At 68.9% G+C, this 24,292-nt stretch carries 37 protein-coding genes; 34 read left to right on the top strand and 3 right to left on the bottom strand.

Annotated elements, in window-relative coordinates:
- Window positions 1–44: 44 nt before the first annotated feature.
- From tuf to ACQPZA_RS32710, 28 genes are all read left to right on the top strand, one after another.
- Complete coding sequence (gene tuf, locus ACQPZA_RS32845) at window positions 45–1,238, top strand: elongation factor Tu (protein ID WP_169394221.1); 1,194 nt, start codon at window positions 45–47, stop codon at window positions 1,236–1,238.
- A gap of 307 nt (window positions 1,239–1,545) precedes the next feature.
- Window positions 1,546–1,851 carry a 30S ribosomal protein S10 gene (gene rpsJ / locus ACQPZA_RS32840; RefSeq protein ID WP_040804197.1) on the top strand — a complete coding sequence of 102 codons (306 nt, stop codon included), beginning with the start codon at window positions 1,546–1,548 and terminating at the stop codon, window positions 1,849–1,851.
- 14 nt (window positions 1,852–1,865) lie between these two features.
- A complete protein-coding gene (gene rplC / locus ACQPZA_RS32835; RefSeq protein WP_169394220.1) occupies window positions 1,866–2,519 on the top strand; it encodes a 50S ribosomal protein L3 in 654 nt (217 codons plus the stop codon).
- Entirely contained in the window at window positions 2,519–3,436 is a 918-nt protein-coding gene (rplD, locus tag ACQPZA_RS32830; RefSeq protein WP_169394219.1) for a 50S ribosomal protein L4 sunset domain variant, read from the top strand. Before rplC ends, rplD begins: the two co-directional genes overlap by 1 nt.
- The gene (gene rplW, locus ACQPZA_RS32825; protein WP_169394218.1) at window positions 3,433–3,732 is read left to right on the top strand and encodes a 50S ribosomal protein L23; all 300 of its coding nucleotides are present in this window, start codon (window positions 3,433–3,435) and stop codon (window positions 3,730–3,732) included. Before rplD ends, rplW begins: the two co-directional genes overlap by 4 nt.
- A gap of 11 nt (window positions 3,733–3,743) precedes the next feature.
- On the top strand, window positions 3,744–4,577 hold the full coding sequence (gene rplB / locus ACQPZA_RS32820) for a 50S ribosomal protein L2 (RefSeq protein ID WP_169394217.1): 834 nt from the start codon (window positions 3,744–3,746) through the stop codon (window positions 4,575–4,577).
- A 15-nt stretch (window positions 4,578–4,592) separates the two neighbouring features.
- Window positions 4,593–4,874 (top strand): 30S ribosomal protein S19, encoded by a 282-nt coding sequence (gene rpsS, locus ACQPZA_RS32815; protein ID WP_169394216.1) that lies wholly within the window; start codon window positions 4,593–4,595, stop codon window positions 4,872–4,874.
- 39 nt (window positions 4,875–4,913) lie between these two features.
- Window positions 4,914–5,333 carry a 50S ribosomal protein L22 gene (gene rplV / locus ACQPZA_RS32810; protein ID WP_169394215.1) on the top strand — a complete coding sequence of 140 codons (420 nt, stop codon included), beginning with the start codon at window positions 4,914–4,916 and terminating at the stop codon, window positions 5,331–5,333.
- The gene (gene rpsC / locus ACQPZA_RS32805; RefSeq protein ID WP_169394214.1) at window positions 5,333–6,163 is read left to right on the top strand and encodes a 30S ribosomal protein S3; all 831 of its coding nucleotides are present in this window, start codon (window positions 5,333–5,335) and stop codon (window positions 6,161–6,163) included. The genes rplV and rpsC overlap by 1 nt, the downstream gene beginning before the upstream one ends.
- A 3-nt stretch (window positions 6,164–6,166) precedes the next feature.
- A complete protein-coding gene (rplP, locus tag ACQPZA_RS32800) occupies window positions 6,167–6,586 on the top strand; it encodes a 50S ribosomal protein L16 (RefSeq protein WP_169394213.1) in 420 nt (139 codons plus the stop codon).
- Window positions 6,586–6,831, top strand: a complete 246-nt coding sequence (gene rpmC / locus ACQPZA_RS32795) for a 50S ribosomal protein L29 (RefSeq protein WP_169394212.1) — start codon at window positions 6,586–6,588, stop codon at window positions 6,829–6,831. The genes rplP and rpmC overlap by 1 nt, the downstream gene beginning before the upstream one ends.
- Window positions 6,828–7,115 (top strand): 30S ribosomal protein S17, encoded by a 288-nt coding sequence (gene rpsQ / locus ACQPZA_RS32790; RefSeq protein ID WP_433275950.1) that lies wholly within the window; start codon window positions 6,828–6,830, stop codon window positions 7,113–7,115. The genes rpmC and rpsQ overlap by 4 nt, the downstream gene beginning before the upstream one ends.
- Window positions 7,112–7,480, top strand: a complete 369-nt coding sequence (gene rplN, locus ACQPZA_RS32785; RefSeq protein WP_169394210.1) for a 50S ribosomal protein L14 — start codon at window positions 7,112–7,114, stop codon at window positions 7,478–7,480. Before rpsQ ends, rplN begins: the two co-directional genes overlap by 4 nt.
- 1 nt (window position 7,481) lies before the next feature.
- On the top strand, window positions 7,482–7,796 hold the full coding sequence (gene rplX / locus ACQPZA_RS32780) for a 50S ribosomal protein L24 (protein WP_169394209.1): 315 nt from the start codon (window positions 7,482–7,484) through the stop codon (window positions 7,794–7,796).
- Window positions 7,796–8,359 carry a 50S ribosomal protein L5 gene (gene rplE / locus ACQPZA_RS32775; RefSeq protein WP_169394208.1) on the top strand — a complete coding sequence of 188 codons (564 nt, stop codon included), beginning with the start codon at window positions 7,796–7,798 and terminating at the stop codon, window positions 8,357–8,359. Before rplX ends, rplE begins: the two co-directional genes overlap by 1 nt.
- Window position 8,360: 1 nt before the next feature.
- Window positions 8,361–8,546 carry a type Z 30S ribosomal protein S14 gene (locus tag ACQPZA_RS32770; RefSeq protein WP_169394207.1) on the top strand — a complete coding sequence of 62 codons (186 nt, stop codon included), beginning with the start codon at window positions 8,361–8,363 and terminating at the stop codon, window positions 8,544–8,546.
- A gap of 75 nt (window positions 8,547–8,621) precedes the next feature.
- A complete protein-coding gene (gene rpsH / locus ACQPZA_RS32765) occupies window positions 8,622–9,020 on the top strand; it encodes a 30S ribosomal protein S8 (RefSeq protein ID WP_169394206.1) in 399 nt (132 codons plus the stop codon).
- Window positions 9,021–9,032: 12 nt separating this feature from the next.
- Window positions 9,033–9,572: a 50S ribosomal protein L6 gene (rplF, locus tag ACQPZA_RS32760; RefSeq protein WP_169394205.1), complete on the top strand. Its 540-nt coding sequence runs from the start codon at window positions 9,033–9,035 to the stop codon at window positions 9,570–9,572.
- A 2-nt stretch (window positions 9,573–9,574) separates the two neighbouring features.
- Window positions 9,575–9,979, top strand: a complete 405-nt coding sequence (gene rplR / locus ACQPZA_RS32755; protein WP_169394204.1) for a 50S ribosomal protein L18 — start codon at window positions 9,575–9,577, stop codon at window positions 9,977–9,979.
- 64 nt (window positions 9,980–10,043) lie between these two features.
- Entirely contained in the window at window positions 10,044–10,691 is a 648-nt protein-coding gene (gene rpsE, locus ACQPZA_RS32750; RefSeq protein WP_169394203.1) for a 30S ribosomal protein S5, read from the top strand.
- Window positions 10,691–10,924 (top strand): 50S ribosomal protein L30, encoded by a 234-nt coding sequence (gene rpmD, locus ACQPZA_RS32745; protein WP_169394202.1) that lies wholly within the window; start codon window positions 10,691–10,693, stop codon window positions 10,922–10,924. The genes rpsE and rpmD overlap by 1 nt, the downstream gene beginning before the upstream one ends.
- Window positions 10,924–11,370 carry a 50S ribosomal protein L15 gene (gene rplO, locus ACQPZA_RS32740; protein ID WP_433275946.1) on the top strand — a complete coding sequence of 149 codons (447 nt, stop codon included), beginning with the start codon at window positions 10,924–10,926 and terminating at the stop codon, window positions 11,368–11,370. Before rpmD ends, rplO begins: the two co-directional genes overlap by 1 nt.
- A gap of 184 nt (window positions 11,371–11,554) precedes the next feature.
- Window positions 11,555–12,862 carry a preprotein translocase subunit SecY gene (gene secY, locus ACQPZA_RS32735; protein ID WP_169394200.1) on the top strand — a complete coding sequence of 436 codons (1,308 nt, stop codon included), beginning with the start codon at window positions 11,555–11,557 and terminating at the stop codon, window positions 12,860–12,862.
- 51 nt (window positions 12,863–12,913) lie between these two features.
- Complete coding sequence (locus ACQPZA_RS32730; protein ID WP_169394199.1) at window positions 12,914–13,462, top strand: adenylate kinase; 549 nt, start codon at window positions 12,914–12,916, stop codon at window positions 13,460–13,462.
- Between the two features lie 10 nt (window positions 13,463–13,472).
- Complete coding sequence (map, locus tag ACQPZA_RS32725) at window positions 13,473–14,300, top strand: type I methionyl aminopeptidase (protein WP_169394198.1); 828 nt, start codon at window positions 13,473–13,475, stop codon at window positions 14,298–14,300.
- A 293-nt stretch (window positions 14,301–14,593) separates the two neighbouring features.
- Window positions 14,594–15,694, top strand: coding sequence for a Re/Si-specific NAD(P)(+) transhydrogenase subunit alpha (locus ACQPZA_RS32720; RefSeq protein ID WP_433275943.1), 1,101 nt, complete (start codon window positions 14,594–14,596; stop codon window positions 15,692–15,694).
- Window positions 15,694–16,038, top strand: a complete 345-nt coding sequence (locus tag ACQPZA_RS32715; RefSeq protein ID WP_169394196.1) for an NAD(P) transhydrogenase subunit alpha — start codon at window positions 15,694–15,696, stop codon at window positions 16,036–16,038. Before ACQPZA_RS32720 ends, ACQPZA_RS32715 begins: the two co-directional genes overlap by 1 nt.
- Window positions 16,038–17,420: an NAD(P)(+) transhydrogenase (Re/Si-specific) subunit beta gene (locus ACQPZA_RS32710; RefSeq protein ID WP_169394195.1), complete on the top strand. Its 1,383-nt coding sequence runs from the start codon at window positions 16,038–16,040 to the stop codon at window positions 17,418–17,420. The genes ACQPZA_RS32715 and ACQPZA_RS32710 overlap by 1 nt, the downstream gene beginning before the upstream one ends.
- 90 nt (window positions 17,421–17,510) lie before the next feature.
- On the opposite strand, the gene ACQPZA_RS32705 is transcribed toward ACQPZA_RS32710, so the two are convergent.
- The 3 genes from ACQPZA_RS32705 to ACQPZA_RS32695 all read right to left on the bottom strand — a co-directional run bounded on the left by ACQPZA_RS32705 (window position 17,511) and on the right by ACQPZA_RS32695 (window position 21,395).
- Window positions 17,511–17,708, bottom strand: a complete 198-nt coding sequence (locus tag ACQPZA_RS32705; RefSeq protein ID WP_433275940.1) for a YbdD/YjiX family protein — start codon at window positions 17,706–17,708, stop codon at window positions 17,511–17,513.
- The gene (locus ACQPZA_RS32700) at window positions 17,705–19,855 is read right to left on the bottom strand and encodes a carbon starvation CstA family protein (RefSeq protein ID WP_433275938.1); all 2,151 of its coding nucleotides are present in this window, start codon (window positions 19,853–19,855) and stop codon (window positions 17,705–17,707) included. Before ACQPZA_RS32700 ends, ACQPZA_RS32705 begins: the two co-directional genes overlap by 4 nt.
- A 247-nt stretch (window positions 19,856–20,102) precedes the next feature.
- Window positions 20,103–21,395 carry an MFS transporter gene (locus ACQPZA_RS32695; protein WP_433275937.1) on the bottom strand — a complete coding sequence of 431 codons (1,293 nt, stop codon included), beginning with the start codon at window positions 21,393–21,395 and terminating at the stop codon, window positions 20,103–20,105.
- A gap of 173 nt (window positions 21,396–21,568) precedes the next feature.
- On the opposite strand from ACQPZA_RS32695, the gene ACQPZA_RS32690 reads away from it, so the two are divergent.
- From ACQPZA_RS32690 to rpsD, 6 genes are all read left to right on the top strand, one after another.
- Complete coding sequence (locus tag ACQPZA_RS32690) at window positions 21,569–22,033, top strand: DUF1707 SHOCT-like domain-containing protein (protein ID WP_312858916.1); 465 nt, start codon at window positions 21,569–21,571, stop codon at window positions 22,031–22,033.
- Window positions 22,034–22,219: 186 nt separating this feature from the next.
- On the top strand, window positions 22,220–22,441 hold the full coding sequence (gene infA / locus ACQPZA_RS32685; protein ID WP_028929190.1) for a translation initiation factor IF-1: 222 nt from the start codon (window positions 22,220–22,222) through the stop codon (window positions 22,439–22,441).
- Window positions 22,442–22,525: 84 nt separating this feature from the next.
- Window positions 22,526–22,642: a 50S ribosomal protein L36 gene (gene rpmJ / locus ACQPZA_RS32680; RefSeq protein ID WP_169394192.1), complete on the top strand. Its 117-nt coding sequence runs from the start codon at window positions 22,526–22,528 to the stop codon at window positions 22,640–22,642.
- A gap of 197 nt (window positions 22,643–22,839) precedes the next feature.
- Window positions 22,840–23,220 carry a 30S ribosomal protein S13 gene (gene rpsM, locus ACQPZA_RS32675; protein ID WP_169394191.1) on the top strand — a complete coding sequence of 127 codons (381 nt, stop codon included), beginning with the start codon at window positions 22,840–22,842 and terminating at the stop codon, window positions 23,218–23,220.
- Window positions 23,220–23,627, top strand: coding sequence for a 30S ribosomal protein S11 (gene rpsK / locus ACQPZA_RS32670; protein WP_169394190.1), 408 nt, complete (start codon window positions 23,220–23,222; stop codon window positions 23,625–23,627). The genes rpsM and rpsK overlap by 1 nt, the downstream gene beginning before the upstream one ends.
- A gap of 19 nt (window positions 23,628–23,646) precedes the next feature.
- Window positions 23,647–24,252 carry a 30S ribosomal protein S4 gene (rpsD, locus tag ACQPZA_RS32665; protein WP_169394189.1) on the top strand — a complete coding sequence of 202 codons (606 nt, stop codon included), beginning with the start codon at window positions 23,647–23,649 and terminating at the stop codon, window positions 24,250–24,252.
- Window positions 24,253–24,292 lie beyond the last annotated feature (40 nt).

Below are 24,292 nucleotides of genomic sequence, written 5' to 3'. Positions count from 1 at the left end.
CGTCAGCACGGCGGACAAGTACACCAGTCCAGGAGGATTCCCCAGTGGCGAAGGCGAAGTTCGAGCGGACCAAGCCGCACGTCAACATCGGCACCATCGGTCACATCGACCACGGCAAGACCACGCTGACGGCGGCAATCACCAAGGTTCTGCACGACAAGTACCCGAACCTCAACGAGGCTTCGGCGTTCGACCAGATCGACAAGGCTCCCGAGGAGCGTCAGCGCGGCATCACGATCTCGATCGCGCACGTCGAGTACCAGACCGAGAAGCGCCACTACGCGCACGTCGACTGCCCCGGGCACGCCGACTACATCAAGAACATGATCACCGGTGCGGCGCAGATGGACGGCGCCATCCTGGTGGTCGCGGCCACCGACGGCCCCATGCCGCAGACGCGTGAGCACGTGCTGCTCGCCCGTCAGGTCGGGGTGCCCTACATCGTCGTGGCGCTCAACAAGGCCGACATGGTCGACGACGAGGAGATCCTCGAGCTCGTCGAGCTGGAGGTCCGCGAGCTGCTGTCGTCGCAGGAGTACCCGGGCGACGACCTCCCGATCGTGCGTGTCTCGGCGCTGAAGGCGCTCGAGGGCGACGCCGAGTGGGGCGCCAAGCTGCTCGAGCTCATGGACGCCGTGGACGAGAGCATCCCGGAGCCGGAGCGCGACATCGAGAAGCCGTTCCTCATGCCCGTCGAGGACGTCTTCACGATCACCGGCCGCGGCACCGTGGTCACGGGCCGCATCGAGCGCGGCATCGTCAAGGTGAACGAGGAGGTGGAGATCGTCGGCATTCGCGAGAAGTCGACCAAGACCACCACCACGGGCGTCGAGATGTTCCGCAAGATCCTCGACGAGGGGCGCGCGGGCGAGAACGTCGGCCTGCTGCTCCGCGGCATCAAGCGCGAGGACGTCGAGCGCGGCCAGGTCGTCGTGAAGCCCGGCTCGATCACCCCGCACACGGAGTTCGAGGGCCAGGTCTACATCCTGTCCAAGGACGAGGGTGGCCGGCACACGCCGTTCTTCAACAACTACCGGCCGCAGTTCTACTTCCGCACCACCGACGTGACCGGCGTGGTGACGCTGCCCAGCGGCACCGAGATGGTCATGCCGGGCGACAACACCACCATGAGCGTTTCGCTGATCCAGCCGATCGCCATGGAGGAGGGCCTGCAGTTCGCCATCCGCGAGGGTGGACGGACCGTCGGCGCCGGTCAGGTCATCAAGATCAACAAGTAAGACCCCCCGGTCGAGGGTGCCGCACCAGCGTGTGGCATCCTTGACGGGTTGTGCGTAGGGCGTCGGTGCGCGCGGAGAGGTACTTCCGTGCGCACCGGCCCCGGACGCCGACCCTCGAGCACAGCGACCCCCCGGGGGTCGCGGGTGATCCGGGAACTGGTCTGTGAGTAGGGCGCGACACGCCCGACCTCGTGGACCGGAGCCACGTGGGGTGAGACCCAACCGACGGAGGGCGGGGCTCCTCCACGCGTGCCCCACCCGGAGCGCGCGTACATGAGCGGCAGGAAGAAGAGGACGACCGACGACCATGGCGGGACAAAAGATCCGCATCAGGCTGAAGGCCTATGACCACGAGGCCATCGACGCCTCCGCGCGCAAGATCGTCGAGACGGTCACGCGCACGGGTGCTCGGGTCGTCGGGCCGGTGCCACTGCCGACGGAGAAGAACATCTACTGCGTCATCCGTTCGCCGCACAAGTACAAGGACTCGCGCGAGCACTTCGAGATGCGCACCCACAAGCGGCTGATCGACATCCTCGACCCGACGCCCAAGACGGTCGACGCGCTCATGCGCATCGACCTGCCGGCCAGCGTCGACGTCAACATTCAGTAGGGCTGACCGAGAAGATGACCGAGAGGCAGATCACCGGGATCCTGGGCACCAAGCTCGGGATGACCCAGGTCTTCGACGAGAACAACCGGGTGGTCCCGGTCACCGTGGTCCAGGCGGGCCCGAACGTGGTGACGCAGGTCCGCACCCCTGAGAGCGACGGCTACAAGGCCGTCCAGCTCGCGTACGGGGCGATCGACCCACGCAAGGTCAACAAGCCGCGCACCGGCCACTACAGCAAGGCGGGCACCACGCCCCGCCGGCACCTGGTCGAGCTGCGCACCTCCGATGCAGGCGAGTACACGGTCGGCCAGGAGATCACGGCGGCAGTGTTCGACGCCGGCGCCGTGGTGGACGTCGTGGGCACCAGCAAGGGCAAGGGCACCGCGGGTGTCATGAAGCGCCACGGCTTCAAGGGCCTCGGCGCCAGCCACGGCACCCAGCGCAAGCACCGCTCGCCGGGTTCCATCGGCGGGTGCGCCACCCCGGGCCGCGTCTTCAAGGGCGTCCGGATGGCCGGCCGTATGGGCAACGCGCGCATCACCACGCAGAACCTCACGGTGCACCGTGTCGACACCGACAACGGCCTGCTGCTGATCAAGGGCGCGGTCCCCGGTCCCCGCGGCGGCCTCGTCGTCGTCAAGTCGGCCGCGAAGGGTGGTGCGAAGTAATGACCAGTGTCGAGATCCGTACCCCTGAGGGGAAGGCCGACGGCACCGTCGAGCTCCCCGCGCACGTCTTCGACGTGTCCGCCAACGTGCCGCTGATGCACCAGGTCGTGGTGGGCCAGCTCGCGGCCGCCCGGCAGGGCACCCACGACACGAAGACCCGTGGCGAGGTCCGCGGCGGCGGCAAGAAGCCGTACCGCCAGAAGGGCACCGGCCGGGCCCGTCAGGGCTCCACCCGTGCCCCGCAGTTCGCCGGCGGTGGCGTCGTCCACGGGCCCACGCCGCGTGACTACACGCAGAAGACCCCGAAGAAGATGAAGGCGGCCGCACTGCGCGGCGCGCTCTCCGACCGGGCCCGCGCCGGCCTGGTGCACGTCGTCACCTCCCTGGTCACCGGGGAGACCCCGTCCACGAAGTCGGCGCGCACCGCGCTGGCCGCAGTGGCGGGCGACGCCGACACCCGCGCCCTCGTGGTCGTCGGGCGTGAGGACGAGGTCACCTGGCTCAGCCTGCGCAACCTCCCCACCGCCCACGTGATCGCGCCCGACCAGCTGAACACCTACGACGTGCTCGTCAACGACGTCGTGGTCTTCACGCAGGAGGCGCTCGACGCCTTCCTCGCCGGTCCCATCGCGGTGCCCACCAGGGCGTCCGGTGCCCGGGCCTCGGCCCGCGAGAGCGAGCTCGCCGACATCGACGAGCAGGCACCGTACGGACCGCAGAGCCACGCTCCGCTGGCCGACGGCTCGCAGCCGGAGGGTTTCCCGGTCAAGGGCAACGCCGACTCGATGCTCTACCACGTGCCGGGCAGCTCGTTCTACGCCCGCACGGAGGCCGAGGTCTGGTTCGCCTCCGCCGAGGCGGCCGAGGCGGCTGGGTTCCAGCAGCCGTCGTCGCAGCGCAAGGAGGCTGACAAGTGATCCCCGATCCGCGCGACATCCTGCTCGCGCCGGTGGTCTCGGAGAAGAGCTACGGGCTGCTCGACGAGCGGCAGTACACCTTCATCGTCCGACCGGACGCGAACAAGACACAGATCAAGATCGCCGTGGAGAAGGTGTTCGGGGTCAGGGTACTCAGCGTCAACACGCTGAACCGCCCGGGCAAGCGCAAGCGCTCCCGCACCGGATACGGCAAGCGCAAGGACACGAAGCGCGCGATCGTGACGCTCTCCGAGGAGAGCCGCTCGATCGACGTCTTCGGTGGCCGGGCGAGCTGAGGGGCTGACCGATGGGCATCCGCAAGTACAAGCCGACGACTCCGGGCCGTCGTGGCTCGAGCGTCTCCGACTTCGCCGAGATCACCCGGTCCACGCCGGAGAAGTCGCTGGTCCGGCCGCTGCACAGCAAGGGCGGCCGCAACGTGCACGGGCGGGTCACCACCCGGCACCAGGGCGGCGGGCACAAGCGCGCCTACCGCCTGATCGACTTCCGGCGTAACGACAAGGACGGTGTGCCGGCCACGGTCGCGCACATCGAGTACGACCCCAACCGCACCAGCCGGATCGCGCTGCTGCACTACGCCGACGGCGAGAAGCGCTACATCATCGCCCCGGCGAAGCTCAAGCAGGGCGACAAGGTCGAGGCCGGTCCGCGGGCCGACATCAAGGTCGGCAACAACCTGCCGCTGCGCAACATCCCCACCGGCACCGTGGTGCACGCGATCGAGCTCCGCCCCGGCGGTGGCGCGAAGATCGCCCGCTCGGCCGGTTCGGGCGTGCAGCTCGTCGCCAAGGACGGCCCCTACGCGCAGCTGCGCATGCCGTCCGGCGAGATCCGCAACGTCGACGTGCGCTGCCGCGCCACCGTCGGCGAGGTGGGCAACGCCGAGCACTCCAACATCAACTGGGGCAAGGCAGGCCGCATGCGGTGGAAGGGCAAGCGCCCGACCGTCCGCGGTGTCGCCATGAACCCGGTCGACCACCCGCACGGTGGTGGTGAGGGTAAGACCTCCGGTGGTCGCCACCCGGTCAACCCGGCGGGTAAGCCCGAGGGCCGCACCCGTCACCGCAAGGCAAGTGACGCCATGATCGTCCGTCGCCGTCGCACCGGCAAGAAGCGCTGAGCAGGGAGGTAACCAATGCCGCGCAGCCTGAAGAAGGGCCCGTTCGTGGACGACCACCTGCTCAAGAAGGTGGACGTGCTCAACGAGGCCGGCAAGAAGACCGTCATCCGGACCTGGTCCCGGCGGTCCACCATCATCCCCGACATGATCGGCCACACGATTGCGGTGCACGACGGCCGCAAGCACGTGCCGGTGTTCGTGTCGGACTCGATGGTCGGCCACAAGCTGGGGGAGTTCGCACCCACGCGGACGTTCCGTGGCCATATCAAGGACGACCGCAAGGCGCGCAGGCGCTGAGCGGCTCGAGTAGCGACTAGGGAAGGGTGAAAGGAAATCATGGCTGACAGCCAGAGCCCTGCCACCGCGCTCGAGCCGGTTCGGGCGCGCGCGGTGGCGCGGTACGTACACATGTCGCCGACCAAGGTCCGGCGCGTCGTCGCGCTGATCAAGGACCGGTCGGTGCAGGAGGCTCTCGACATTCTGCGGTTCTCGCCGCAGGCCGCCGCCGAGCCGCTGTTCAAGGTGGTCGCAAGCGCTGCTGCCAACGCTGAGAACAATCTCGATCTGGACCGCGACACCCTCGTGGTGGCCGCGGCCTACGCCGACGAGGGGCCGACGCTGAAGCGCATCCGGCCGCGCGCCCAGGGGCGTGCGTACCGCATCCGCAAGCGCACGAGCCACATCACCGTCGAGGTCGAGTCGCAGCCGGCGAAGGCCGGCCGTGGCGCACGCGGTGCGAAGGGGAGGACCCGCTGATGGGTCAGAAAATCAACCCGCATGGGTTCCGGCTCGGTATCACCACCGACTGGAAGTCGCGCTGGTACGCCGACAAGCAGTACGCCGAGTACGTCAAGGAGGACGTCGAGATCCGCAAGATGCTCTCCAAGGGCATGGAGCGGGCCGGCATCTCCAAGGTCGAGATCGAGCGCACCCGGGACCGCGTGCGGGTGGACATCCACACCGCCCGTCCCGGCATCGTCATCGGTCGCCGTGGCGCCGAGGCCGACCGTATTCGCGGCCAGCTCGAGAAGCTGACCAAGAAGCAGGTCCAGCTCAACATCCTCGAGGTCAAGAACGCCGAGTCGGACGCCCAGCTCGTCGCCCAGGGTGTGGCGGAGCAGCTGAGCAACCGCGTCGCCTTCCGGCGCGCGATGCGTAAGGCCATCCAGTCGGCCATGCGCTCGCCGCAGGTCAAGGGCATCCGCGTGCAGTGCTCCGGCCGCCTCGGCGGTGCGGAGATGTCGCGCTCGGAGTTCTACCGCGAGGGTCGCGTCCCGCTGCACACGCTGCGCGCCGACATCGACTACGGCCTGTTCGAGGCCCGCACGACGTTCGGGCGCATCGGCGTCAAGGTGTGGATCTACAAGGGTGACATCGTCGGCGGCCGTCGTGAGGGCGTCGCCGCGGCGGCTCCCAGCGCCGATCGCGCTCCCCGCCGGGAGCGCCCGCAGCGCCGCCGTTCGGGCGCGTCGGGCACCACCGGCACGAGCACCGAGGCCGGGCGCGCCGCCGCCGAGCAGTCGGCGGGTGGCTCCACCGCCACCGCCACGGTCGAGACTCCGGCCGAGACCGGTGGGGAGGGCTGACCCATGCTGATTCCTCGCAAGGTGAAGCACCGCAAGCAGCACCGGCCGCATCGCACCGGCGCTGCCTCCGGCGGCACCAGCGTGACCTTCGGTGACTTCGGTATCCAGGCTCTCGAGCCTGCGTACGTGAGCAACCGGCAGATCGAGTCGGCTCGTATCGCCATCAACCGGCACATCCGCCGTGGTGGCAAGGTCTGGATCAACGTCTTCCCGGACCGCCCGCTCACCAAGAAGCCGGCCGAGACCCGCATGGGTTCCGGCAAGGGTTCGCCGGAGAAGTGGGTGGCCAACGTGAAGCCCGGCCGCGTGCTGTTCGAGATGAGCTACCCCAACGAGCAGACCGCTCGCGAGGCCCTGCGCCGCGCGATCCACAAGCTGCCGATGAAGTGCCGGATCGTGACCCGTGAGGGTGGTGACATCTGATGGCCGCCTCGACGACGACTGCCGCCGAGCTCCGCGAGCTCACGGACGAGGAGCTCACGCTTCGCGTGCGGGAGGCCAAGGAGGAGCTGTTCAACCTCCGCTTCCAGATGGCCACCGGGCAGCTGGACAACAACCGGCGGCTGCGTACCGTCCGGCACGACATCGCGCGGATCTACACGATCATGCGCGAGCGCGAGCTGGGCCTCTCTGCCGCCCCGAGTGACGACAACGAGGGCGCGGCATGAGTGACGCAGGCAAGACGCCGCCGAAGACGGTGGAGCGGGCGGAGCGCAAGGTCCGAGAGGGCCTTGTCGTGTCCGACAAGATGGACAAGACGATCGTGGTGTCCCTCGAGGACCGCGTGAAGCACCCGATGTACGGCAAGGTCATCCGCCGGACGAGCAAGGTCAAGGCGCACGACGAGGCCAACACGGCCGGCGTCGGCGACCGCGTCCGGCTGATGGAGACCCGACCGCTGTCGGCCACCAAGCGCTGGCGGCTGGTCGAGATCCTGGAGAAGGCGAAGTGATCCAGCAGGAGTCGCGGCTGCGCGTCGCCGACAACACCGGTGCCAAGGAGATCCTCTGCATCCGGGTGCTGGGCGGATCGGGTCGGCGCTACGCCGGAATCGGCGATGTCATCGTGGCCACCGTGAAGGACGCGATCCCCGCTGCCGGGGTGAAGCGCGGTGACGTCGTCAAGGCCGTCATCGTGCGCACCGTGAAGGAGCGGCGCCGGCCGGACGGTTCCTACATCCGGTTCGACGAGAACGCCGCCGTGCTGATCAAGCCGGACGGCGAGCCGCGGGGGACCCGCATCTTCGGACCCGTCGGTCGCGAGCTTCGCGACAAGCGGTTCATGAAGATCATCTCCCTCGCGCCGGAGGTGCTCTGACATGAAGATCAAGAAGGGCGACACCGTTCAGGTGATCGCCGGCAAGGACAAGGGCGCGAAGGGCAAGGTCATCCAGGCCTACCCCGACCGCGACCGTGTGCTGGTCGAAGGCGTGAACCGGATCAAGAAGCACACCCGGATCAGCCAGAACCAGCGTGGCGCGCAGTCCGGCGGAATCGTCACCCAGGAGGCGGCGATCCACGTCTCCAACGTGATGCTGGTCGACGGTGACGGCAAGCCGACGCGGGTGGGCAAGAAGACCACCGACGAGGGCAAGCGTGTCCGCGTCTCCCGGCGTTCCGGGAAGGAGATCTGATGACCACGACTGAACGAGTGGCACCGCGTCTCAAGCAGCGCTACTCCGACGAGATCGCCGGTCAGCTCCGCGAGGAGTTCTCCTACGGCAACGTCATGCAGATTCCGGGCCTGGTGAAGGTCGTCGTCAACATGGGTGTCGGCGACGCCGCCCGCGACGCGAAGCTCATCGACGGCGCGGTCCGCGACCTGGCCACGATCACCGGCCAGAAGCCGCAGGTCCGCCGGGCCACCAAGTCCATCGCGCAGTTCAAGCTGCGTGAGGGCATGCCCATCGGGGCGAAGGTGACGCTGCGGAACGACCGCATGTGGGAGTTCCTCGACCGGCTGCTGACCATCGCGCTGCCCCGCATCCGCGACTTCCGCGGCCTGTCGCCCAACCAGTTCGACGGGCGGGGCAATTACACGTTCGGTCTGAACGAGCAGTCGATGTTCCACGAGATCGACCCCGACTCGATCGACCGGCCGCGTGGCATGGACATCACGGTCGTCACAACGGCCACGACCGACGAGGAAGGCCGGGCGCTGCTTCGCCGGCTCGGCTTCCCCTTCAGGGAGGCGTGAGATGGCCAAGAAGGCGCTCATCATCAAGGCGGCGGCCAAGCCCAAGTTCAAGGTCCGTGGCTACACCCGTTGCCAGAGGTGCGGCCGGCCGCGTGCCGTGCTGCGCAAGTTCGGCCTGTGCCGCATCTGCGTGCGCGAGATGGCGCACGCCGGCGAGCTGCCGGGCGTGCACAAGAGCAGCTGGTAGTAGTCGCAAGCACGAAGTGCACCACAATCGCCACAGGCCTTCCGGGGAACCAGGCGGGAAAGTAGTGACGTCACTATGACGATGACCGATCCGATCGCAGACATGCTCACGCGTCTGCGCAACGCCAACTCGGCGTACCACGACCGCGTGGTCATGCCGCATTCCAAGCTCAAGGTGTCGATCGCCGAGATCCTCCAGCGGGAGGGCTACATCGCGTCGCACACCGTCGAGGACGCCGAGGTCGGCAAGTCGCTGGTCATCGAGCTGAAGTACGGCCGCAACCGTGAGCGCAGCATCGCGGGCCTGCGCCGGGTGTCCAAGCCCGGGCTGCGGGTCTACGCGAAGTCCACCAACCTGCCACGGGTCCTGGGTGGCCTCGGCGTCGCGATCATCTCGACGTCGAACGGCCTCCAGACCGAGCGGCAAGCGCACAAGAACGGCGTGGGCGGAGAAGTCCTCGCCTACGTCTGGTGAGGGGTTAACACCATGTCCCGCATCGGGAAGCTGCCCATCGCCGTTCCGTCCGGCGTCGACGTGAACATCGACGGCCGCACGGTGACCGTCAAGGGGCCCAAGGGCACCCTGTCACACACCGTGATCGAGCCGATCACGATCGAGCGCGACGAGACCGGCACGGTCGTCGTCAAGCGACCGGACGACGAGCGCCGGAACAAGGCCATGCACGGCCTGTCCCGCACCCTCGTCAACAACCTCGTCGTCGGTGTCACCAACGGCTACGAGAAGAAGATGGAGATCTACGGCGTCGGTTACCGCGTTGCGCTGAAGGGCTCCTCGCTGGAGTTCGCGCTCGGGTACAGCCACCCCATCACGATCGAGGCGCCGGAGGGCATCACCTTCAAGGTGGACACGCCCACTCGGTTCTCCGTGTCCGGCATCGACAAGCAGCTGGTCGGCGAGGTCAGCGCCAAAATCCGCAAGTTGCGCAAGCCCGACCCGTACAAGGGCAAGGGCGTGCGCTACGCCGGCGAGGTCATCCGCCGCAAGGTCGGAAAGACGGGTAAGTGACCATGGCCGAGACGATTTCCGCCAACGCCAGGAAGCGCACCGCTTCCCAGGTGTCGAGCAAGCGCCGTACCGCGCGCACCCGTCGGCACGCCCGGCTGCGCAAGAAGGTCAGCGGCAGCGCAGAGCGTCCGCGCCTCGCGGTCAACCGGAGCGCACGGCACATCGTCGTGCAGCTCATCGACGACCTGGCCGGTCACACGCTGGCCTCGGCGTCGACGATGGAGGCCGACGTCAGGGCCATCGACGGCGACAAGAAGGCCCGCGCGGCCAAGGTCGGCGAGCTCGTGGCCGCCCGCGCCCGCGAGGCCGGTGTCACCACCGTGGTGTTCGACCGGGGTGGCTACGGCTACCACGGCCGGATCGCGGCCCTGGCCGACGCCGCTCGCGAAGGCGGGCTCGAGTTCTGATGGATGGAACACAGACGACCTGCTTGCACGGTCGGACAATCAACACAGCGGAAGGAAACCTCTGATGCCGGGACGCGCACGGCGTGACGGCGGGGGCCCTAGCACCGGGCCCGGTGGCGAGCGCAGCAACAGCGGCGACCGCCGGGACCGCCGCGACGGAGGCCGCGGCGGGGGCGGCCAGGACAAGACCCCGTACATCGAGCGACTGGTCACGATCAACCGCGTGGCCAAGGTCGTCAAGGGCGGTCGGCGCTTCAGCTTCACCGCGCTGATGATCGTCGGCGACGGCGACGGCCTGGTGGGCGTCGGCTACGGCAAGGCCAAGGAGGTGCCGGCCGCGATCGCCAAGGGCGTGGAGGAGGCGAAGAAGAACTTCTTCCGCGTCCCCCGCATCGGCGGCACGATCGTGCACCGCGTGCAGGGCGAGGCCGCTGCCGGCGTCGTGCTGCTGCGTCCGGCCAGCCCCGGTACCGGTGTCATCGCCGGTGGTCCGGTGCGCGCCGTCCTGGAGTGCGCCGGCATCCACGACGTCCTCTCCAAGTCGCTGGGCAGTGACAACGCGATCAACGTCGTGCACGCCACGATCGCCGCGTTGAAGATGATCCAGCGCCCGGAGGAGGTGGCGGCCCGTCGCGGTCTGCCGCTCGAGGACGTCGCGCCTGCCCAGATGCTGCGTGCGCGTGCCGCCGCGGCGCAGGGTGCGAGGTCGTGATGGCTGCGACGTCGAGCGATGCCACCGCGCAGAGCACCCCGACCAGTGACACGAAGCTCGTCGTGACCCAGGTGCGCAGCACCATCGGGGTCAAGGCGAACCAGCGTGCCACGCTCAAGTCGCTGGGGCTGCGCAAGATCCGCCAGTCGGTGGAGCGGGCAGACACCCCGCAGATCCGCGGCATGATCCACACCGTCCGCCACCTGGTGACGGTTGAGGAGGTCGGCTCCTGATGAGCACGATCAAGATCCACCACCTGCGCCCGGCTCCCGGGTCCAAGACCGCGAAGACCCGGGTCGGACGCGGTGAGGGCAGCAAGGGCAAGACCGCAGGCCGGGGCACCAAGGGCAGCAAGGCCCGTAAGAACGTGCCCGTCGGTTTCGAGGGTGGGCAGATGCCGCTGCACATGCGGCTGCCCAAGCTCAAGGGGTTCAAGAACCGCTTCCGCGTCGAGTACCAGGTGGTGAACGTGGGCGACCTCGCCCAGCTGTTCCCCTCCGGTGGCACGGTGGGCCCGGACGAGCTGGTCGAGGCCGGCGCTGTCCGGCGCAACCAGCCGGTCAAGGTGCTGGGCAACGGAGACATCGACGGTGTCACGCTCACGGTGAGCGCGCACGCCTTCTCCGGTAGCGCCCGCGACAAGATCACGGCCGCCGGCGGCACCGTCACCGAGCTGTAGTTCGGTGCCCGTTCGGTGCGGACCGGCGCCATTGCGCCGGTCCGCGCCGTGGGGGCGACACGGCCGCTGTTAGAGTCGTCTCCGCCCGGTTCCACGTCAGGCCGGGTGCGCGCCACGCTCGCGGGCGCTGTCCGCCCGGGCGGGTCCGCGCCGGAGCGGGCCACCAGTACAGGAGGATCACCGAGTGCTCAGCGCTTTTCGGTCGGCACTGACCACGCCGGATCTCCGCAAGAAGATTCTCTTCACCCTCGGGATCGTGGCTGTGTACCGCCTCGGTGCCACCATTCCGTCGCCCGGGGTGTCCTACCCCAACGTGCAGGAATGCATCCGGCAGGTCGAGGGCAGTGAGAACTCCGGCGTCTACTCCCTGATCAACCTGTTCTCCGGCGGCGCGCTCCTGCAGCTGTCGATCTTCGCGCTCGGCATCATGCCGTACATCACCGCGAGCATCATCATCCAGCTGCTCACCGTTGTCATCCCGCGGTTCGAGCAGCTGAAGAAGGAAGGGCAGTCGGGTCAGAACAAGCTGACCCAGTACACCCGCTACCTGACGATTGCGCTGGCCATCCTGCAGGCCACGGGCATCGTGGCACTGGCCGATCGCGGGCAGCTGTTCGCGAACTGCTCCCTGCCGGTCATCCCCGACTCCAGCGTCTACCAGCTCTCGATCATCGTCGTCGTCATGACGGCGGGCACCGCGGTCATCATGTGGCTCGGTGAGCAGGTCACCGAGCGCGGTGTCGGCAACGGGATGTCGCTGCTCATCTTCGCCTCGATCGCGGCCCGGATCCCGGCCGAGGGCGCCAACATCATGAGCAACGGCGCACTGGTCTTCATCGGCGTATGCGTCTTCGGTCTCGCGATCATCGCCAGCGTGGTCTTCGTCGAGCAGGGCCAGCGCCGCATTCCCGTCCAGTACGCGAAGCGCATGGTCGGCCGTCGCATGTACGGCGGCACCTCCACATACCTGCCGCTCAAGGTCAACCAGGCCGGTGTCATCCCGGTGATCTTCGGATCGTCGCTGCTCTACCTCCCCGACCTCGTCTCGCGGTTGGCCGGGAGCACCGGCGGCGGCTTCCAGCAGTTCGTGCAGACGTACCTGGTGGACCAGTCCAGCTGGGTGCACATCGTTCTGTACATCGCTCTCATCATCTTCTTCACGTACTTCTACGTCGGCATCACGTTCAACCCCGAAGAGCGGGCCGACGAGATGAAGAAGTTCGGTGGCTTCATTCCCGGCATCCGGCCCGGCCGGCCGACTGCCGAGTACCTGAACTACGTGCTCTCGCGCATCACGCTCCCCGGTTCGTTGTACCTGGGCATCATCGCCGTGCTGCCGAACTTCTTCCTCGGCATCACCGGCAGCGGCCAGAACCAGAACTTCCCGTTCGGTGGCACGGCGGTGCTGATCATGGTCGGAGTGGGGCTCGACACGGTCAAACAGATCGAGAGCCAGCTCATGCAGCGTAGGTACGACGGGTTCCTTCGCTAGCGTCGGCGATCGGTTTGTCGTGGTGGGGTTCGAGTTCAGGAGGTCGGTCGCGTGCGTCTCGTTCTGGTTGGTCCGCCGGGAGCGGGGAAGGGCACCCAGGCGGTGCGTCTCGCCGAGCGGCTGGACGTACCCCACATCTCCACCGGTGATCTCTTCCGGGCGAATCTGAAGGAAGAAACCGACCTCGGGCGCGAGGCGAAGCGGTACATGGACGCGGGCGAGCTCGTTCCGGATGCGGTCACCGTCGCGATGGTGCGCGAGCGGCTCACCCACGACGACGCGGCCAAGGGGTTCATCCTCGACGGCTTCCCCCGTACCCGGAGCCAGGCGTCGTCGCTCGGCGAGCTCCTGGAGGAGCGGGGCGAGCAGATCGACGCCGTGGTGGAGTTCCAGGTGCCCGAGGACGAGCTGGTGCGCCGGCTCATGGGCCGGGGCCGCGACGACGACACCGAGGACATCATCCGCCGCCGTCAGCAGGTCTACCGCGACGAGACGGCGCCGCTCCTCGACCACTACAGCGACCGGCTCGTGAGCGTCGACGCCGTCGGCTCGGTCGAGGAGATCACCGATCGCGTTGCCCAGGCGCTCCGCGCCAGATGAGAGGTTCGCAATGAGCGGGGGACGCAGCGGCGTCCGGGGGATCCTGGACCGCTGGCGGGGCCGGGACATCGAGCTGAAGACGCCGGGGGAGCTGGAGGCCATGCGTGCCGCCGGCGCGCTGGTCGCCGGCACGCTCGCGGCCGTCATCGAGCTGGCCCGACCGGGTGTCAGCACCGGTGAGCTGGACGCGCTGGCCGAGCACACCATCCGCGACGCCGGTGCGGTTCCCTCGTTCCTGGGGTACCACGGCTACCCCGCCTCGATCTGCGCCTCGGTGAACGAGCAGATCGTGCACGGCATCCCGTCGGCCACGCAGGTGCTCGCCGACGGCGACCTCGTCTCGGTGGACTGCGGCGCCATCCTCGACGGCTGGCACGGCGACGCGGCGGTGACGATCCAGGTCGGGTCGGTCTCCGACGCGGATCGCGCCCTGTCGGCGGCCTGTGAGGCCGCGCTGTACGCCGGTATCGACGCCGTGCGCCCGGGCGGCCGGCTGTCCGACATCTCGCACGCGGTCCAGGTGGCCTCCGAGCAGGCGGCCAAGCGCGACGGCGTCGACTACGGGATCGTCGCCGAGTACGGCGGCCACGGCATCGGCACCTCGATGCACATGGATCCGTTCCTGCCCAACTTCGGCGACCCGGGGCAGGGCCCGCGGCTGGTGCCCGGGATGGCGTTGGCCGTGGAGCCGATGCTGACGGCAGGCGACCCGGAGACCCGTGAGCTCGAGGACGGCTGGACGGTGGTCACCGCCGACGGGGGCCGGGCCGTGCACTGGGAGCACACCGTCGCCATCACCGACGACGGGCCACGCATCCTCACGCTCCCGCTGAGCTGAACCCAGGCCTCTGAGAAGGCCGGTTGGCGGCGACGTCGGCGGACGGGTCGCTCCTCCTCGGGCTCTCACGAGCCGGAGAATCCGCGGTCGGCCTCACCCCCGAACGGGTGACGTTCGGTGTTCCCGGGGCAGCCGGGCCGGTGCTATCGGCACCGCTCGGGGCCTCTGAATCGGTCGATCGACGCGAATCGGTACGTACCCCGTCACAGGTATCTCCTGATTACCCGATCCCTGGGCTAGGCTCCGGTGTTGTGAATACAGAATCCACAGTACCGCGGCGCACGACCGTGGGGGTGCCTCGCGAGTCTGCCGCCGGTGAGCGCCGTGTCGCCCTGGTGCCGAAGGTCGTCGAGAAACTCCGGTCGCGGGGTGTGGAGATCGTCGTCGAGGCCGGTGCCGGCCTGGGCGCGCTGATTCCCGATGAGCTGTACATCGCGGCCGGAGCGACGATCGGTGACCCGTGGTCGGCCGACGCCGTGGTGAAGGTGGCGCCCCCCACGGCCGAGGAGGTGGGACGGCTACGGCCGGGCACCACGCTCATCGGGTTCCTCGCGCCGCTGACCGCAGCCGAGACGATCGCGTCGCTGAAGGCCGCCGGCGTGCAGGCGTTCGCGATGGAGGCGATCCCGCGGATCTCGCGGGCCCAGTCGATGGACGCGCTGTCGTCGCAGGGGAACGTGGCGGGCTACAAGGCGGTGCTGCTGGCCGCGGAGAAGTCCACCCGGTTCTTCCCGATGCTCACCACGGCGGCGGGCACCGTGAAGCCGGCCACGGCGCTGGTGCTGGGCGTCGGAGTCGCGGGGCTGCAGGCGCTCGCCACGGCGAAGCGCCTGGGCGCGCGGACCACCGGCTACGACGTGCGCCCCGAGGTGGCCGACCAGGTGCGGTCGCTCGGTGCGCAGTGGCTGGATCTCGGTATCGAGGCGGTCGGCGAGGGCGGCTACGCGCGTGAGCTGACCGAGGACGAGCGGGCCGAGCAGCAGAAGCGGCTGGAGGAGGCGATCACCGGGTTCGACATCGTGATCACCACCGCCAACGTCCCCGGGCGGAAGGCGCCCACGCTCGTCACGGCCACGGCGGTGCAGGGCATGCGGCCCGGCAGCGTCGTCGTGGACCTGGCCGGGGAGAGCGGCGGCAACTGCGAGCTGACCGAGCCGGGCGAGACCGTCGTCAAGCACGACGTCACCATCGCGTCGCCGCTGAACCTGCCCGCGACGATGCCCGAGCACGCGTCGGAGCTGTACTCCCGCAACGTGTCCGCGTTGCTGGAGCTGATGCTGAAGGACGACGACGGTGCGGTTGCCCTGGCACCGGACTGGAACGACGAGGTGCTCGCAAAGTCCTGCGTCACCCGCGATGTGGCTGATGCCACCGTGAACGGGGGAGATGCGTGATGGAGACCGGACTGCTGGCGAACCTCGCGATCCTGGTGCTGGCCGGCTTCGTCGGCTTCGCCGTGATCTCGAAGGTGCCCAACACCTTGCACACCCCGCTGATGTCGGGCACCAACGCGATCCACGGCATCGTGCTGCTGGGCGGCCTGATCGTGCTCGGCCACCTGGAGAACCCGTCGGTGATCGACCAGATCCTGCTGGTCATCGCCATCGCGTTCGGCATGATCAACGTGATCGGTGGCTTCCTGGTGACCGACCGGATGCTGGGCATGTTCAAGGCCAAGCCGGAGGCCCGGCAGGCGCCCGACGCCGACAAGGTCGCCACGAACGGGAAGGGCCACTGATGGACACGCTCGTCCCGATTCTGTACATCATCGCGTTCGCGCTGTTCATCTACGGCCTGATGGGCCTCACCGGCCCGAAGACGGCGGTGCGTGGCAACCTGATCGCCGCGGTCGGTATGACGATCGCGGTGGTGGCCACCCTGCTGGAGGTCCGGCACAACTGGGTGCTGATCATCGTGGGCCTCGTGATCGGCGCTGCGCTGGGCGTGCCGTCGGCGCGCACGGTCAAGATGACCGCGATGCCGCAGATGGTGGCGCTGTTCAACGGCGTCGGCGGCGGCGCGGTGGCACTGATCGCCTGGTCGGAGTTCCGCACCTCCACCGGCTTCCTCGACGAGCCCGGCTACGTGGTCGTGGCGTCCATGTTCGCGGCCATCGTCGGGTCGATCTCGTTCTGGGGCTCGCTGATCGCGTTCGGGAAGCTGCAGGAGATCCTGCCGGGCCGCCCGATCGGCCTGGGCAAGGCGCAGCAGTTCGTCAACGGGATCCTGCTGCTGGCCGCCGTGGCGTGCGCCGTGGTGGGCGGGATGGGCGGAGCGCCCCAGATCTGGATCATCGGGCTGCTGGTGCTCGCGGCCGTGCTCGGCGTGCTGGTGGTGCTGCCGATCGGCGGCGCCGACATGCCGGTGGTGATCTCGCTGCTCAACGCCCTGACCGGGCTGTCGGCCGCGGCGGCGGGGCTCGCCCTGAACAACACCGCCATGATCGTGGCCGGCATGATCGTGGGCGCGTCGGGTTCCATCCTCACCAACCTGATGGCCACCGCCATGAACCGCTCGATCCCGGCGATCGTCGCCGGCGGGTTCGGTGGCACCACCACGCTGCCCGGTGCGGACGACGGCATCGACCGCACCGTCAAGTCCACCAGTGCCGCGGACGCGGCGATCCAGATGGCGTACGCGTCCCAGGTGATCGTCGTGCCCGGCTACGGGATGGCGGTGGCGCAGGCCCAGCACGCCGTGAAGGACATGGCCAAGCTGCTGGAGGCCAAGGGCGTGGAGGTCAAGTACGCCATCCACCCGGTGGCGGGCCGGATGCCGGGGCACATGAACGTGCTGCTCGCCGAGGCCGACGTCTCCTACGACGCGCTCAAGGAGATGGACGACATCAACGGCGAGTTCTCCCGCACCGACGTCACGCTGGTGATCGGGGCCAACGACGTCACCAACCCCGCGGCGCGCACCGACCCGAGCTCGCCGATCCACGGGATGCCGATCCTCAACGTCGACGAGAGCCGCTCGGTCATCGTGCTGAAGCGCTCGATGAGCAGCGGCTTCGCCGGCATCGACAACCCGCTCTTCTACGCCGAGAACACCTCGATGCTCTTCGGCGACGCGAAGAAGAGCGTCGCCGCGGTGACGGAGGAGCTGAAGGCTTTGTAGCTCCGCGCGAGGCCCCTGGTTGCAGGAAAGCCACGTTCACGCAACGACGTTGCCTGAACGTGGCTTTCCTGCAGTGGGGGCCGGCTGCTCTCAGCAGCAGCGGCTGCCCGGGGTGGCGTCCTTGGCGTCGATGCGGCGCCGTTCGAACTCCCGCCGCGACAGCGGGGCCGTGCCCGGGTGCTCATTGGCGTGCCGCTCGAGGTAGCGCTCGTACTGCGACTCCCCGGTGAGCTCGCGCAGGTACCAGCGCACCCCCTGCCAGATCGCGCCCTTCCCGATGGTGGTCACGTCCGGTCTCCCGTGCCGGCGAGTGCGCGCTTCTCGTCGGACGTGGCGATGAGCCCCGACGGCGCCACGATCTGCGACGGGACGGCGGGCGCCTCCGTGCTGGGCAGCGGCTCCGGCGAGGTCAGTGCCCGGTACCAGACGACCAGCGCGTTGGCGATCACGATGATGATCAGGATCGCGAACAGGGCGGCGAGCACGCCGTCGACCGTGGAGTTGGTGACGACGGTCTGCATCTCCCCGAGGTTCTTGGCCGGTGCGAGCACCTGCCCCTGCTCCAGCGCCGCGGCGTACTTGTCCCGCTGCGCGAAGAACCCCAGCGTCGGGTCGGGGGAGAACACCTTCTGGTAGCTCGCCGTGAGCGTCACCGCCGCGTCCCACGCCAGCGGGATGCCCGTGACCCAGGCCCACTTCACGCGCCCACTCTTGATCAGCAGTGTCGTGCAGACCGTCAGCGCCACAGCGGCCAGCAGCTGGTTGGCGATGCCGAACAGCGGGAAGAGCTGGTTGATCCCGCCCAGCGGGTCGGTGACGCCGGCGTAGAGGAAGTAGCCCCACGCGCCCACGACCACGGCGCTGGTGAACCACATGCCGGGCTTCCAGTTCACGTTGGCCATCGGCTTGTACACGTTGCCGAGGGTGTCCTGGAGCATGTAGCGCCCGACCCGGGTGCCCGCGTCCACCGTGGTGAGGATGAACAGCGCCTCGAACATGATCGCGAAGTGGTACCAGAACGCCTTGAGCGCGTCGCCGCCGAACGCGCCGGAGAAGATCTCCGACATCCCGACGGCCAGGGTGGGTGCGCCGCCCGTCCTGGCGACCAGGGTGCTCTCCTGCACGGACGCGGCAGCCGCCGCGAGCGCCTCCGGCGTGATCGTGAAGCCGAGGTTGTTGACCGCCTGCGACGCCGACTCCACCGTGGTCCCGAGCAGCCCCGCGGGGGCGTTCATCGCGTAGTACAGGCCCGGGTCGAGGATGCTCGCCGCGATCAGCGCCATGATCGCCACGAAGGACTCCATGAGCATCGCGCCGTAGCCGATGAGCCGGACCTGCGACTCCTTCTGGATCAGCTTGGGCGTGGTGCCCGAGGCGATGAGAGCGTGGAACCCGGAGAGCGCGCCACAGGCGATCGTGATGAACACGAACGGGAAGAGCGACCCGGCGAACACGGGCCCGTTGCCGTTGATCGCGAACTCGGTGACCGCCGGGTTCTGCAGCACCGGTGCGGTGATCAGCACGCCGAGGGCCAGCAGGACGATCGTACCGATCTTCATGAACGTCGAGAGGTAGTCGCGCGGCGCGAGCAGCATCCACACCGGCAGCACCGACGCGGCGAAGCCGTAGATCACCAGGCAGATCACCAGGGTGCGCGGGTCGAGGGTGAACGCGTCCGCCCAGCTCGAGTCCTGCACCCAGCCGCCCGCGACGATGGCGAGCAGGAGGAGCGCGACCCCGATCAGGCTGGTCTCGACCACCCGCCCCGGCCGGATCACGCGCATGTAGTAGCCCATGAACAGGGCGATCGGGATCGTCATGGCGATGGAGAACGTGCCCCACGGCGACTTCGCCAGAGCGTTGACCACGACCAGCGCGAGCACGGCGAGCAGGATGATCATGATCGCGAAGACGGCGATCAGTGCCGCGATGCCGCCGATCGGGCCGATCTCGTCACGGGCCATCTGACCCAGGCTCTTACCGTCGCGGCGCATCGAGAAGAACAGGGTGACCATGTCCTGCACGGCGCCGGCGAAGATGACGCCGACGATGATCCAGATCGTGCCGGGCAGGTACCCCATCTGAGCTGCGAGCACGGGCCCGACCAGCGGGCCCGCCCCGGCGATCGCCGCGAAGTGGTGACCGAACAGCACCCGGCGGTCCATGGGCTGGAAGTCGGTGCCGTTGTCCAGCCGCTCGGCGGGTGTCGCCCGGCTGTCGTCGACCTGCAGCACCTTCTTGACGATGAACCGCGCATAGAACCGGTAGGCGATGGCGTAGGACCCCAGCGCGGCCGCCACCAGCCAGATCGCGGAGATCTCCTCCCCGCGGGAGAGTGCCAGCACGCCCCAGGCCACGGCGCCGATCAGGGCCACCACGGTCCAGATCAGCACCGAGCGGGGGTTCATGCGCGACCGCGCCTCCGTGAGCGTCATGCGACACCTCCCCCGGGCGCCCCGCCGCACCGGGTGCTCCTGCTCCGCAGCATCGCGACCATCAGTTCTCCTCGCGCCCTCCGCGGCGCCATCGCCGCGGTTGTCGATGCAGTAGATGCCGACGTCCTCCTTTCGGTCGACGTCCGCGCGGGAGATTCTGCGCCGTCTTGCGACTTTTGGACACATCTGGCTGTTCTGCGCCGCCCCGGTTGCGCCGCTCGGGTCCGCGACGCCCCCTGCGGCGTGTTCACGCCGTGACCGCGGGGCTGTCGAGGGGATGGGCGATCTCGTCGGCAGGCAGCCGCCACCCGACGATCGCCGCCACCGCGAGGAACACGGGGATCGCACCGGCGAGCACGAACGTCATCGGGACGCCGAGCCACTCCCCGACCGGCCCGGCGAGCGCCATCGACACCGGCATCAGGGCGAGTGACACGAAGAAGTCCAGGCTGGACACGCGTCCCAGCAGGTGCGGGGGGACCCGGCGCTGCAGGAGCGTGCCCCAGATGACCATCGCCATCGCGCCGGTGAACCCGACCGCGAAGCTCGCCGCGGCCATGACCCACAGGTGCGGCGTGATGCCGATCAGCATCAGCGGGGCCGCTCCGGCGCCCCACAGCAGGATCATCGCCGTCAGGTAGCGGCGGGGGAGCCGCCACGAGGACACGATGATCGACCCGAGTGCCCCGCCGATCCCGAACGCGGCCAGGACGAGCGCGAAGCTGCTCGCACCGCCGCCGGTCTGGTCGCGCACCGCGAACGGCAGCAGCACCTCGATCGGGCCGATGAGCACCAGTACGTAGAACGAGGCGAAGGCCAGCGAGGCGAAGAGCCAGGCGGTGCGGAAGAGGTAGCGGAAGCCCTCGGCCAGATCGGCGAGCACGGAGCTGGGCGCCGCCGTGCTCGTGGCGACCGGTGCCACGCGCATGGCGAGCAGCGCGACGAGGGCGAGCGTGTAGATCCCGGCCGCGACCAGGATCGACATCCCGGGGACGAACGCGCCGACCAGCACCCCGGCCAGCGCCGGACCGAGGGCCTGCTGGGCGATCGGCCGCAGGGTGCCCTCCACGCCGTTGGCGGCGAGCAGCTCCTCCGGGGGGAGCAGGGTGGGCAGGATCGCCGAGTAGGCGGGGTAGAAGAAGGCCTCGGCCGCACCCATGACGAACGCGATCGCGGCGAGGTGCCACAGCTGCAGCGCGCCGGTGACCGCGAGCGCGCCTGCCCCGCCTGCCGAGGCGATCCGGACGACCTCCACCCCGATCATGACGGCCCGCTTGGGCAGCCGGTCGGCGGCCACGCCGCCGATCAGCACGCTGACCAGCATCCCGACGCTCGACGCGGCAGCGACGACGGACAGCTCGGACGGGCCACCTCCCATCGAGATGACCTGGTAGACGATCGCGACGAGCCAGAGGCCGCTCGCGAACAGGGAGGCGGCCATCGACGTCACCAGCAGGCGGTACTCGCGGTGGCGGAAGGGACGCAGTGGGCGGGGCAGTCGGCCGGCCGGGGCGGCGGATCCTGTGGGCTGTTCGGTCATCACCGTTCCAGGGAACAACGTGAACCGGACTTCAGGGCAACACCGGCTCGAAACGGGCGGAACCGCGACGATAACCGGCCCTCCGTGCCCGGAGCGCGTCATTTGCCGGGATCGCACCGTCCGGGGCCGCTCGACCGGTGGCCACACCGGGTCCGGCGGAGCACCATGGGACCGTGGAGGAGACGGCAGAGCCCGGCTCGCCCTACGTGCGCCCCGAGAACATGCGGGCGGGCGACGCCGACCGTGAGCACGTGCTCGACCGGCTGCGCGCGGCCCATGCCGAGGGCAGGCTCGATCCCGCGGAGTTCGACGAGCGCATCACCGCCACGCTGGCGGCGCGCACCTACGGGGATCTCCGCGCGCTCACCGCCGACCTCCCGGGCGGCCCGCCGTCACCCCCTACGGTGGTTCCGGCCGCCCCGGCACCTGCCCTCCGGGATCAGGACGCGTTGCTCGACCGGGACCGGCACGGCGCCGTGATCGGCTGGGCGGGCGCGAGCGTCACGACGATCGCGATCTGGGCGATGAGCTGCGTCGCCACCGCGTCGTTCGTGTACCCGTGGTGGCTCTGGGTGGTCGGCCCGTGGGGGCTGGTACTGCTGTCCACCTGGCTGCGGGAGCGGCGCCGGCAGCCCTGAACGGGTGCCGGTGGCGGCGCGGCGCGTACCCCATGTGCGGGCCCGTCCGCAACGGTCGTACACTGGGAGTTCGGCGCGCCATAGGCGCCGGTTCCGTCGTGCCTCCCGCACCCCACGGTCCCGGAGCAACGACGTGCCCATGCACGGAACCGAGAGTACGCACACCTGTCACGGAACGCGGAGGATATGGCCAAGAAGGACGGGGCGATCGAGGTCGAGGGCCGGGTGGTTGAGCCCTTGCCGAACGCGATGTTTCGCGTGGAGCTCGAGAACGGACACCGGGTTCTTGCCCACATCAGCGGCAAGATGCGCCAGCACTACATCCGGATCCTCCCCGAGGACCGCGTTGTGGTCGAGCTGTCGCCGTACGACCTGACCCGCGGCCGCATCGTCTACCGCTACAAGTGACGGAGCCTGCGCCGTCACGACCGACAGTGACGGAGCTCGTGATGTCACGTCGAAACAGCACCGACAACTGAGAGAGCGACGGACGTGAAGGTCCAGCCGAGCGTCAAGAAGATCTGCGACAACTGCAAGGTGATCCGCCGTCACGGGCGGGTCATGGTGATCTGCTCCTCGAACCTGCGCCACAAGCAGCGCCAGGGCTGATCACGGGTGTCCGCCGTCGCAGACGGCGTCACCCCTGGAGCACCACAGCACCACGGCAACACAGAGGAACCCGACGCACCTGCCGGGCCACACGGGCCCGGTCCACCCCCGGAACCAGGCCGGGGCCCGGACGACAACGGTCCGGGACGGGCGTCGGGCAGACCTGGCTCAATGAGAACAGAGGAGTACCCCGCCGAATGGCACGTCTTGCCGGCGTCGACCTTCCCCGCGACAAGCGGATGGAGATCGCGCTCACCTACATCTTCGGGATCGGGCGCACCCGGTCCCTCCAGATCCTCGAGGCCACCGGTATCGACCGAGACCTGCGGTCGAAGGACCTGACCGACGAGGACCTCACCGCCCTCCGCGAGTACATCGAGAACAACTACCGCGTCGAGGGTGATCTGCGCCGCGAGGTGCAGGCCGACATCCGTCGCAAGATCGAGATCGGCTGCTACCAGGGGATCCGGCACCGCCGGGGCCTGCCGGTGCGCGGCCAGCGCACCAAGACCAACGCCCGCGGCCGCAAGGGACCGAAGAAGACGGTCGCCGGCAAGAAGAAGGCAGGTAAGAAGTAATGCCGCCCCGCACCCGCTCCGCGTCCGGACCGAAGAAGGTCCGCCGCAAGGAGAAGAAGAACGTCGCGCACGGACACGCGCACATCAAGAGCACCTTCAACAACACCATCGTGTCGATCACCGACCCGACCGGTGCCGTGATCGCGTGGGCCTCCGCAGGCCACGTCGGTTTCAAGGGCTCGCGCAAGTCCACGCCGTTCGCCGCGCAGATGGCCGCAGAGAACTGCGCCCGCAAGGCCGCCGAGCACGGCATGAAGAAGGTCGACGTCTTCGTCAAGGGCCCCGGCTCCGGGCGTGAGACCGCGATCCGTTCGCTGCAGGCAGCCGGCCTCGAGGTCGGCACCATCTCCGACGTCACCCCGCAGCCGCACAACGGCTGCCGGCCGCCCAAGCGGCGCCGGGTCTAGGGAAAGGGAGTAACAAGACATGGCTCGTTACACCGGACCCATGACCCGCAAGTCCCGCCGGCTGAAGGTCGACCTCGTCGGCGGCGACCAGGCGTTCGAGCGCCGTCCCTACCCGCCCGGCCAGCACGGCCGGATCCGGATCAAGGAGACGGAGTACCTCCTGCAGATGCAGGAGAAGCAGAAGGCCCGCTTCGCCTACGGCGTGCTGGAGAAGCAGTTCCGGCGCTACTACGAAGAGGCCAACCGTCGCCAGGGCAAGACCGGCGACAACCTGCTGCAGATCCTCGAGACGCGTCTCGACAACGTCGTCTACCGGGCCGGGCTCGCCCGCACCCGGCGGATGGCGCGGCAGCTGGTCAACCACGGCCACTTCATCGTCAACGGTCACAAGGTCGACATCCCCAGCTACCGCGTCTCGCAGTACGACGTCATCGACGTCAAGCCGAAGTCGCTGGGCACCGACCCGTTCATCATCGCCAAGGAGCTCGTGGGCGACCGCCCGATCCCTGGCTGGCTGCAGGTCGTTCCCTCGACCCTGCGCATCCTGGTCCACCAGCTGCCCGAGCGTGCGCAGATCGACACGCAGGTCACCGAGCAGCTGATCGTCGAGCTCTACTCGAAGTAGTCCGCGAGTAGCGGCTCGACACCCCCGGTCCCGTAGGGAG

It is taken from the genome of Pseudonocardia xinjiangensis, assembly GCF_050948425.1.
In the GTDB taxonomy this organism is placed as follows: domain Bacteria; phylum Actinomycetota; class Actinomycetes; order Mycobacteriales; family Pseudonocardiaceae; genus Pseudonocardia; species Pseudonocardia xinjiangensis.
The sequence above is the reverse complement of the archived record's forward strand: the minus strand, read 5'-3'. Positions and strand labels throughout refer to the sequence as shown.

Coding starts and splice junctions, on each gene's coding strand:
- rpsJ (WP_040804197.1), top strand. CDS start 1,546: ATGGCGGGACAAAAGATCCGCATCAGGCTGAAGGCCTATGACCACGAG.
- rplC (WP_169394220.1), top strand. CDS start 1,866: ATGACCGAGAGGCAGATCACCGGGATCCTGGGCACCAAGCTCGGGATG.
- rplD (WP_169394219.1), top strand. CDS start 2,519: ATGACCAGTGTCGAGATCCGTACCCCTGAGGGGAAGGCCGACGGCACC.
- rplB (WP_169394217.1), top strand. CDS start 3,744: ATGGGCATCCGCAAGTACAAGCCGACGACTCCGGGCCGTCGTGGCTCG.
- rpsS (WP_169394216.1), top strand. CDS start 4,593: ATGCCGCGCAGCCTGAAGAAGGGCCCGTTCGTGGACGACCACCTGCTC.
- rplV (WP_169394215.1), top strand. CDS start 4,914: ATGGCTGACAGCCAGAGCCCTGCCACCGCGCTCGAGCCGGTTCGGGCG.
- rpsC (WP_169394214.1), top strand. CDS start 5,333: ATGGGTCAGAAAATCAACCCGCATGGGTTCCGGCTCGGTATCACCACC.
- rplP (WP_169394213.1), top strand. CDS start 6,167: ATGCTGATTCCTCGCAAGGTGAAGCACCGCAAGCAGCACCGGCCGCAT.
- rpmC (WP_169394212.1), top strand. CDS start 6,586: ATGGCCGCCTCGACGACGACTGCCGCCGAGCTCCGCGAGCTCACGGAC.
- rpsQ (WP_433275950.1), top strand. CDS start 6,828: ATGAGTGACGCAGGCAAGACGCCGCCGAAGACGGTGGAGCGGGCGGAG.
- rplX (WP_169394209.1), top strand. CDS start 7,482: ATGAAGATCAAGAAGGGCGACACCGTTCAGGTGATCGCCGGCAAGGAC.
- rplE (WP_169394208.1), top strand. CDS start 7,796: ATGACCACGACTGAACGAGTGGCACCGCGTCTCAAGCAGCGCTACTCC.
- ACQPZA_RS32770 (WP_169394207.1), top strand. CDS start 8,361: ATGGCCAAGAAGGCGCTCATCATCAAGGCGGCGGCCAAGCCCAAGTTC.
- rpsH (WP_169394206.1), top strand. CDS start 8,622: ATGACGATGACCGATCCGATCGCAGACATGCTCACGCGTCTGCGCAAC.
- rplF (WP_169394205.1), top strand. CDS start 9,033: ATGTCCCGCATCGGGAAGCTGCCCATCGCCGTTCCGTCCGGCGTCGAC.
- rplR (WP_169394204.1), top strand. CDS start 9,575: ATGGCCGAGACGATTTCCGCCAACGCCAGGAAGCGCACCGCTTCCCAG.
- rpsE (WP_169394203.1), top strand. CDS start 10,044: ATGCCGGGACGCGCACGGCGTGACGGCGGGGGCCCTAGCACCGGGCCC.
- rpmD (WP_169394202.1), top strand. CDS start 10,691: ATGGCTGCGACGTCGAGCGATGCCACCGCGCAGAGCACCCCGACCAGT.
- rplO (WP_433275946.1), top strand. CDS start 10,924: ATGAGCACGATCAAGATCCACCACCTGCGCCCGGCTCCCGGGTCCAAG.
- map (WP_169394198.1), top strand. CDS start 13,473: ATGAGCGGGGGACGCAGCGGCGTCCGGGGGATCCTGGACCGCTGGCGG.
- ACQPZA_RS32715 (WP_169394196.1), top strand. CDS start 15,694: ATGGAGACCGGACTGCTGGCGAACCTCGCGATCCTGGTGCTGGCCGGC.
- ACQPZA_RS32710 (WP_169394195.1), top strand. CDS start 16,038: ATGGACACGCTCGTCCCGATTCTGTACATCATCGCGTTCGCGCTGTTC.
- ACQPZA_RS32700 (WP_433275938.1), bottom strand. CDS start 19,855: ATGACGCTCACGGAGGCGCGGTCGCGCATGAACCCCCGCTCGGTGCTG.
- ACQPZA_RS32695 (WP_433275937.1), bottom strand. CDS start 21,395: ATGACCGAACAGCCCACAGGATCCGCCGCCCCGGCCGGCCGACTGCCC.
- infA (WP_028929190.1), top strand. CDS start 22,220: ATGGCCAAGAAGGACGGGGCGATCGAGGTCGAGGGCCGGGTGGTTGAG.
- rpsM (WP_169394191.1), top strand. CDS start 22,840: ATGGCACGTCTTGCCGGCGTCGACCTTCCCCGCGACAAGCGGATGGAG.
- rpsK (WP_169394190.1), top strand. CDS start 23,220: ATGCCGCCCCGCACCCGCTCCGCGTCCGGACCGAAGAAGGTCCGCCGC.
- rpsD (WP_169394189.1), top strand. CDS start 23,647: ATGGCTCGTTACACCGGACCCATGACCCGCAAGTCCCGCCGGCTGAAG.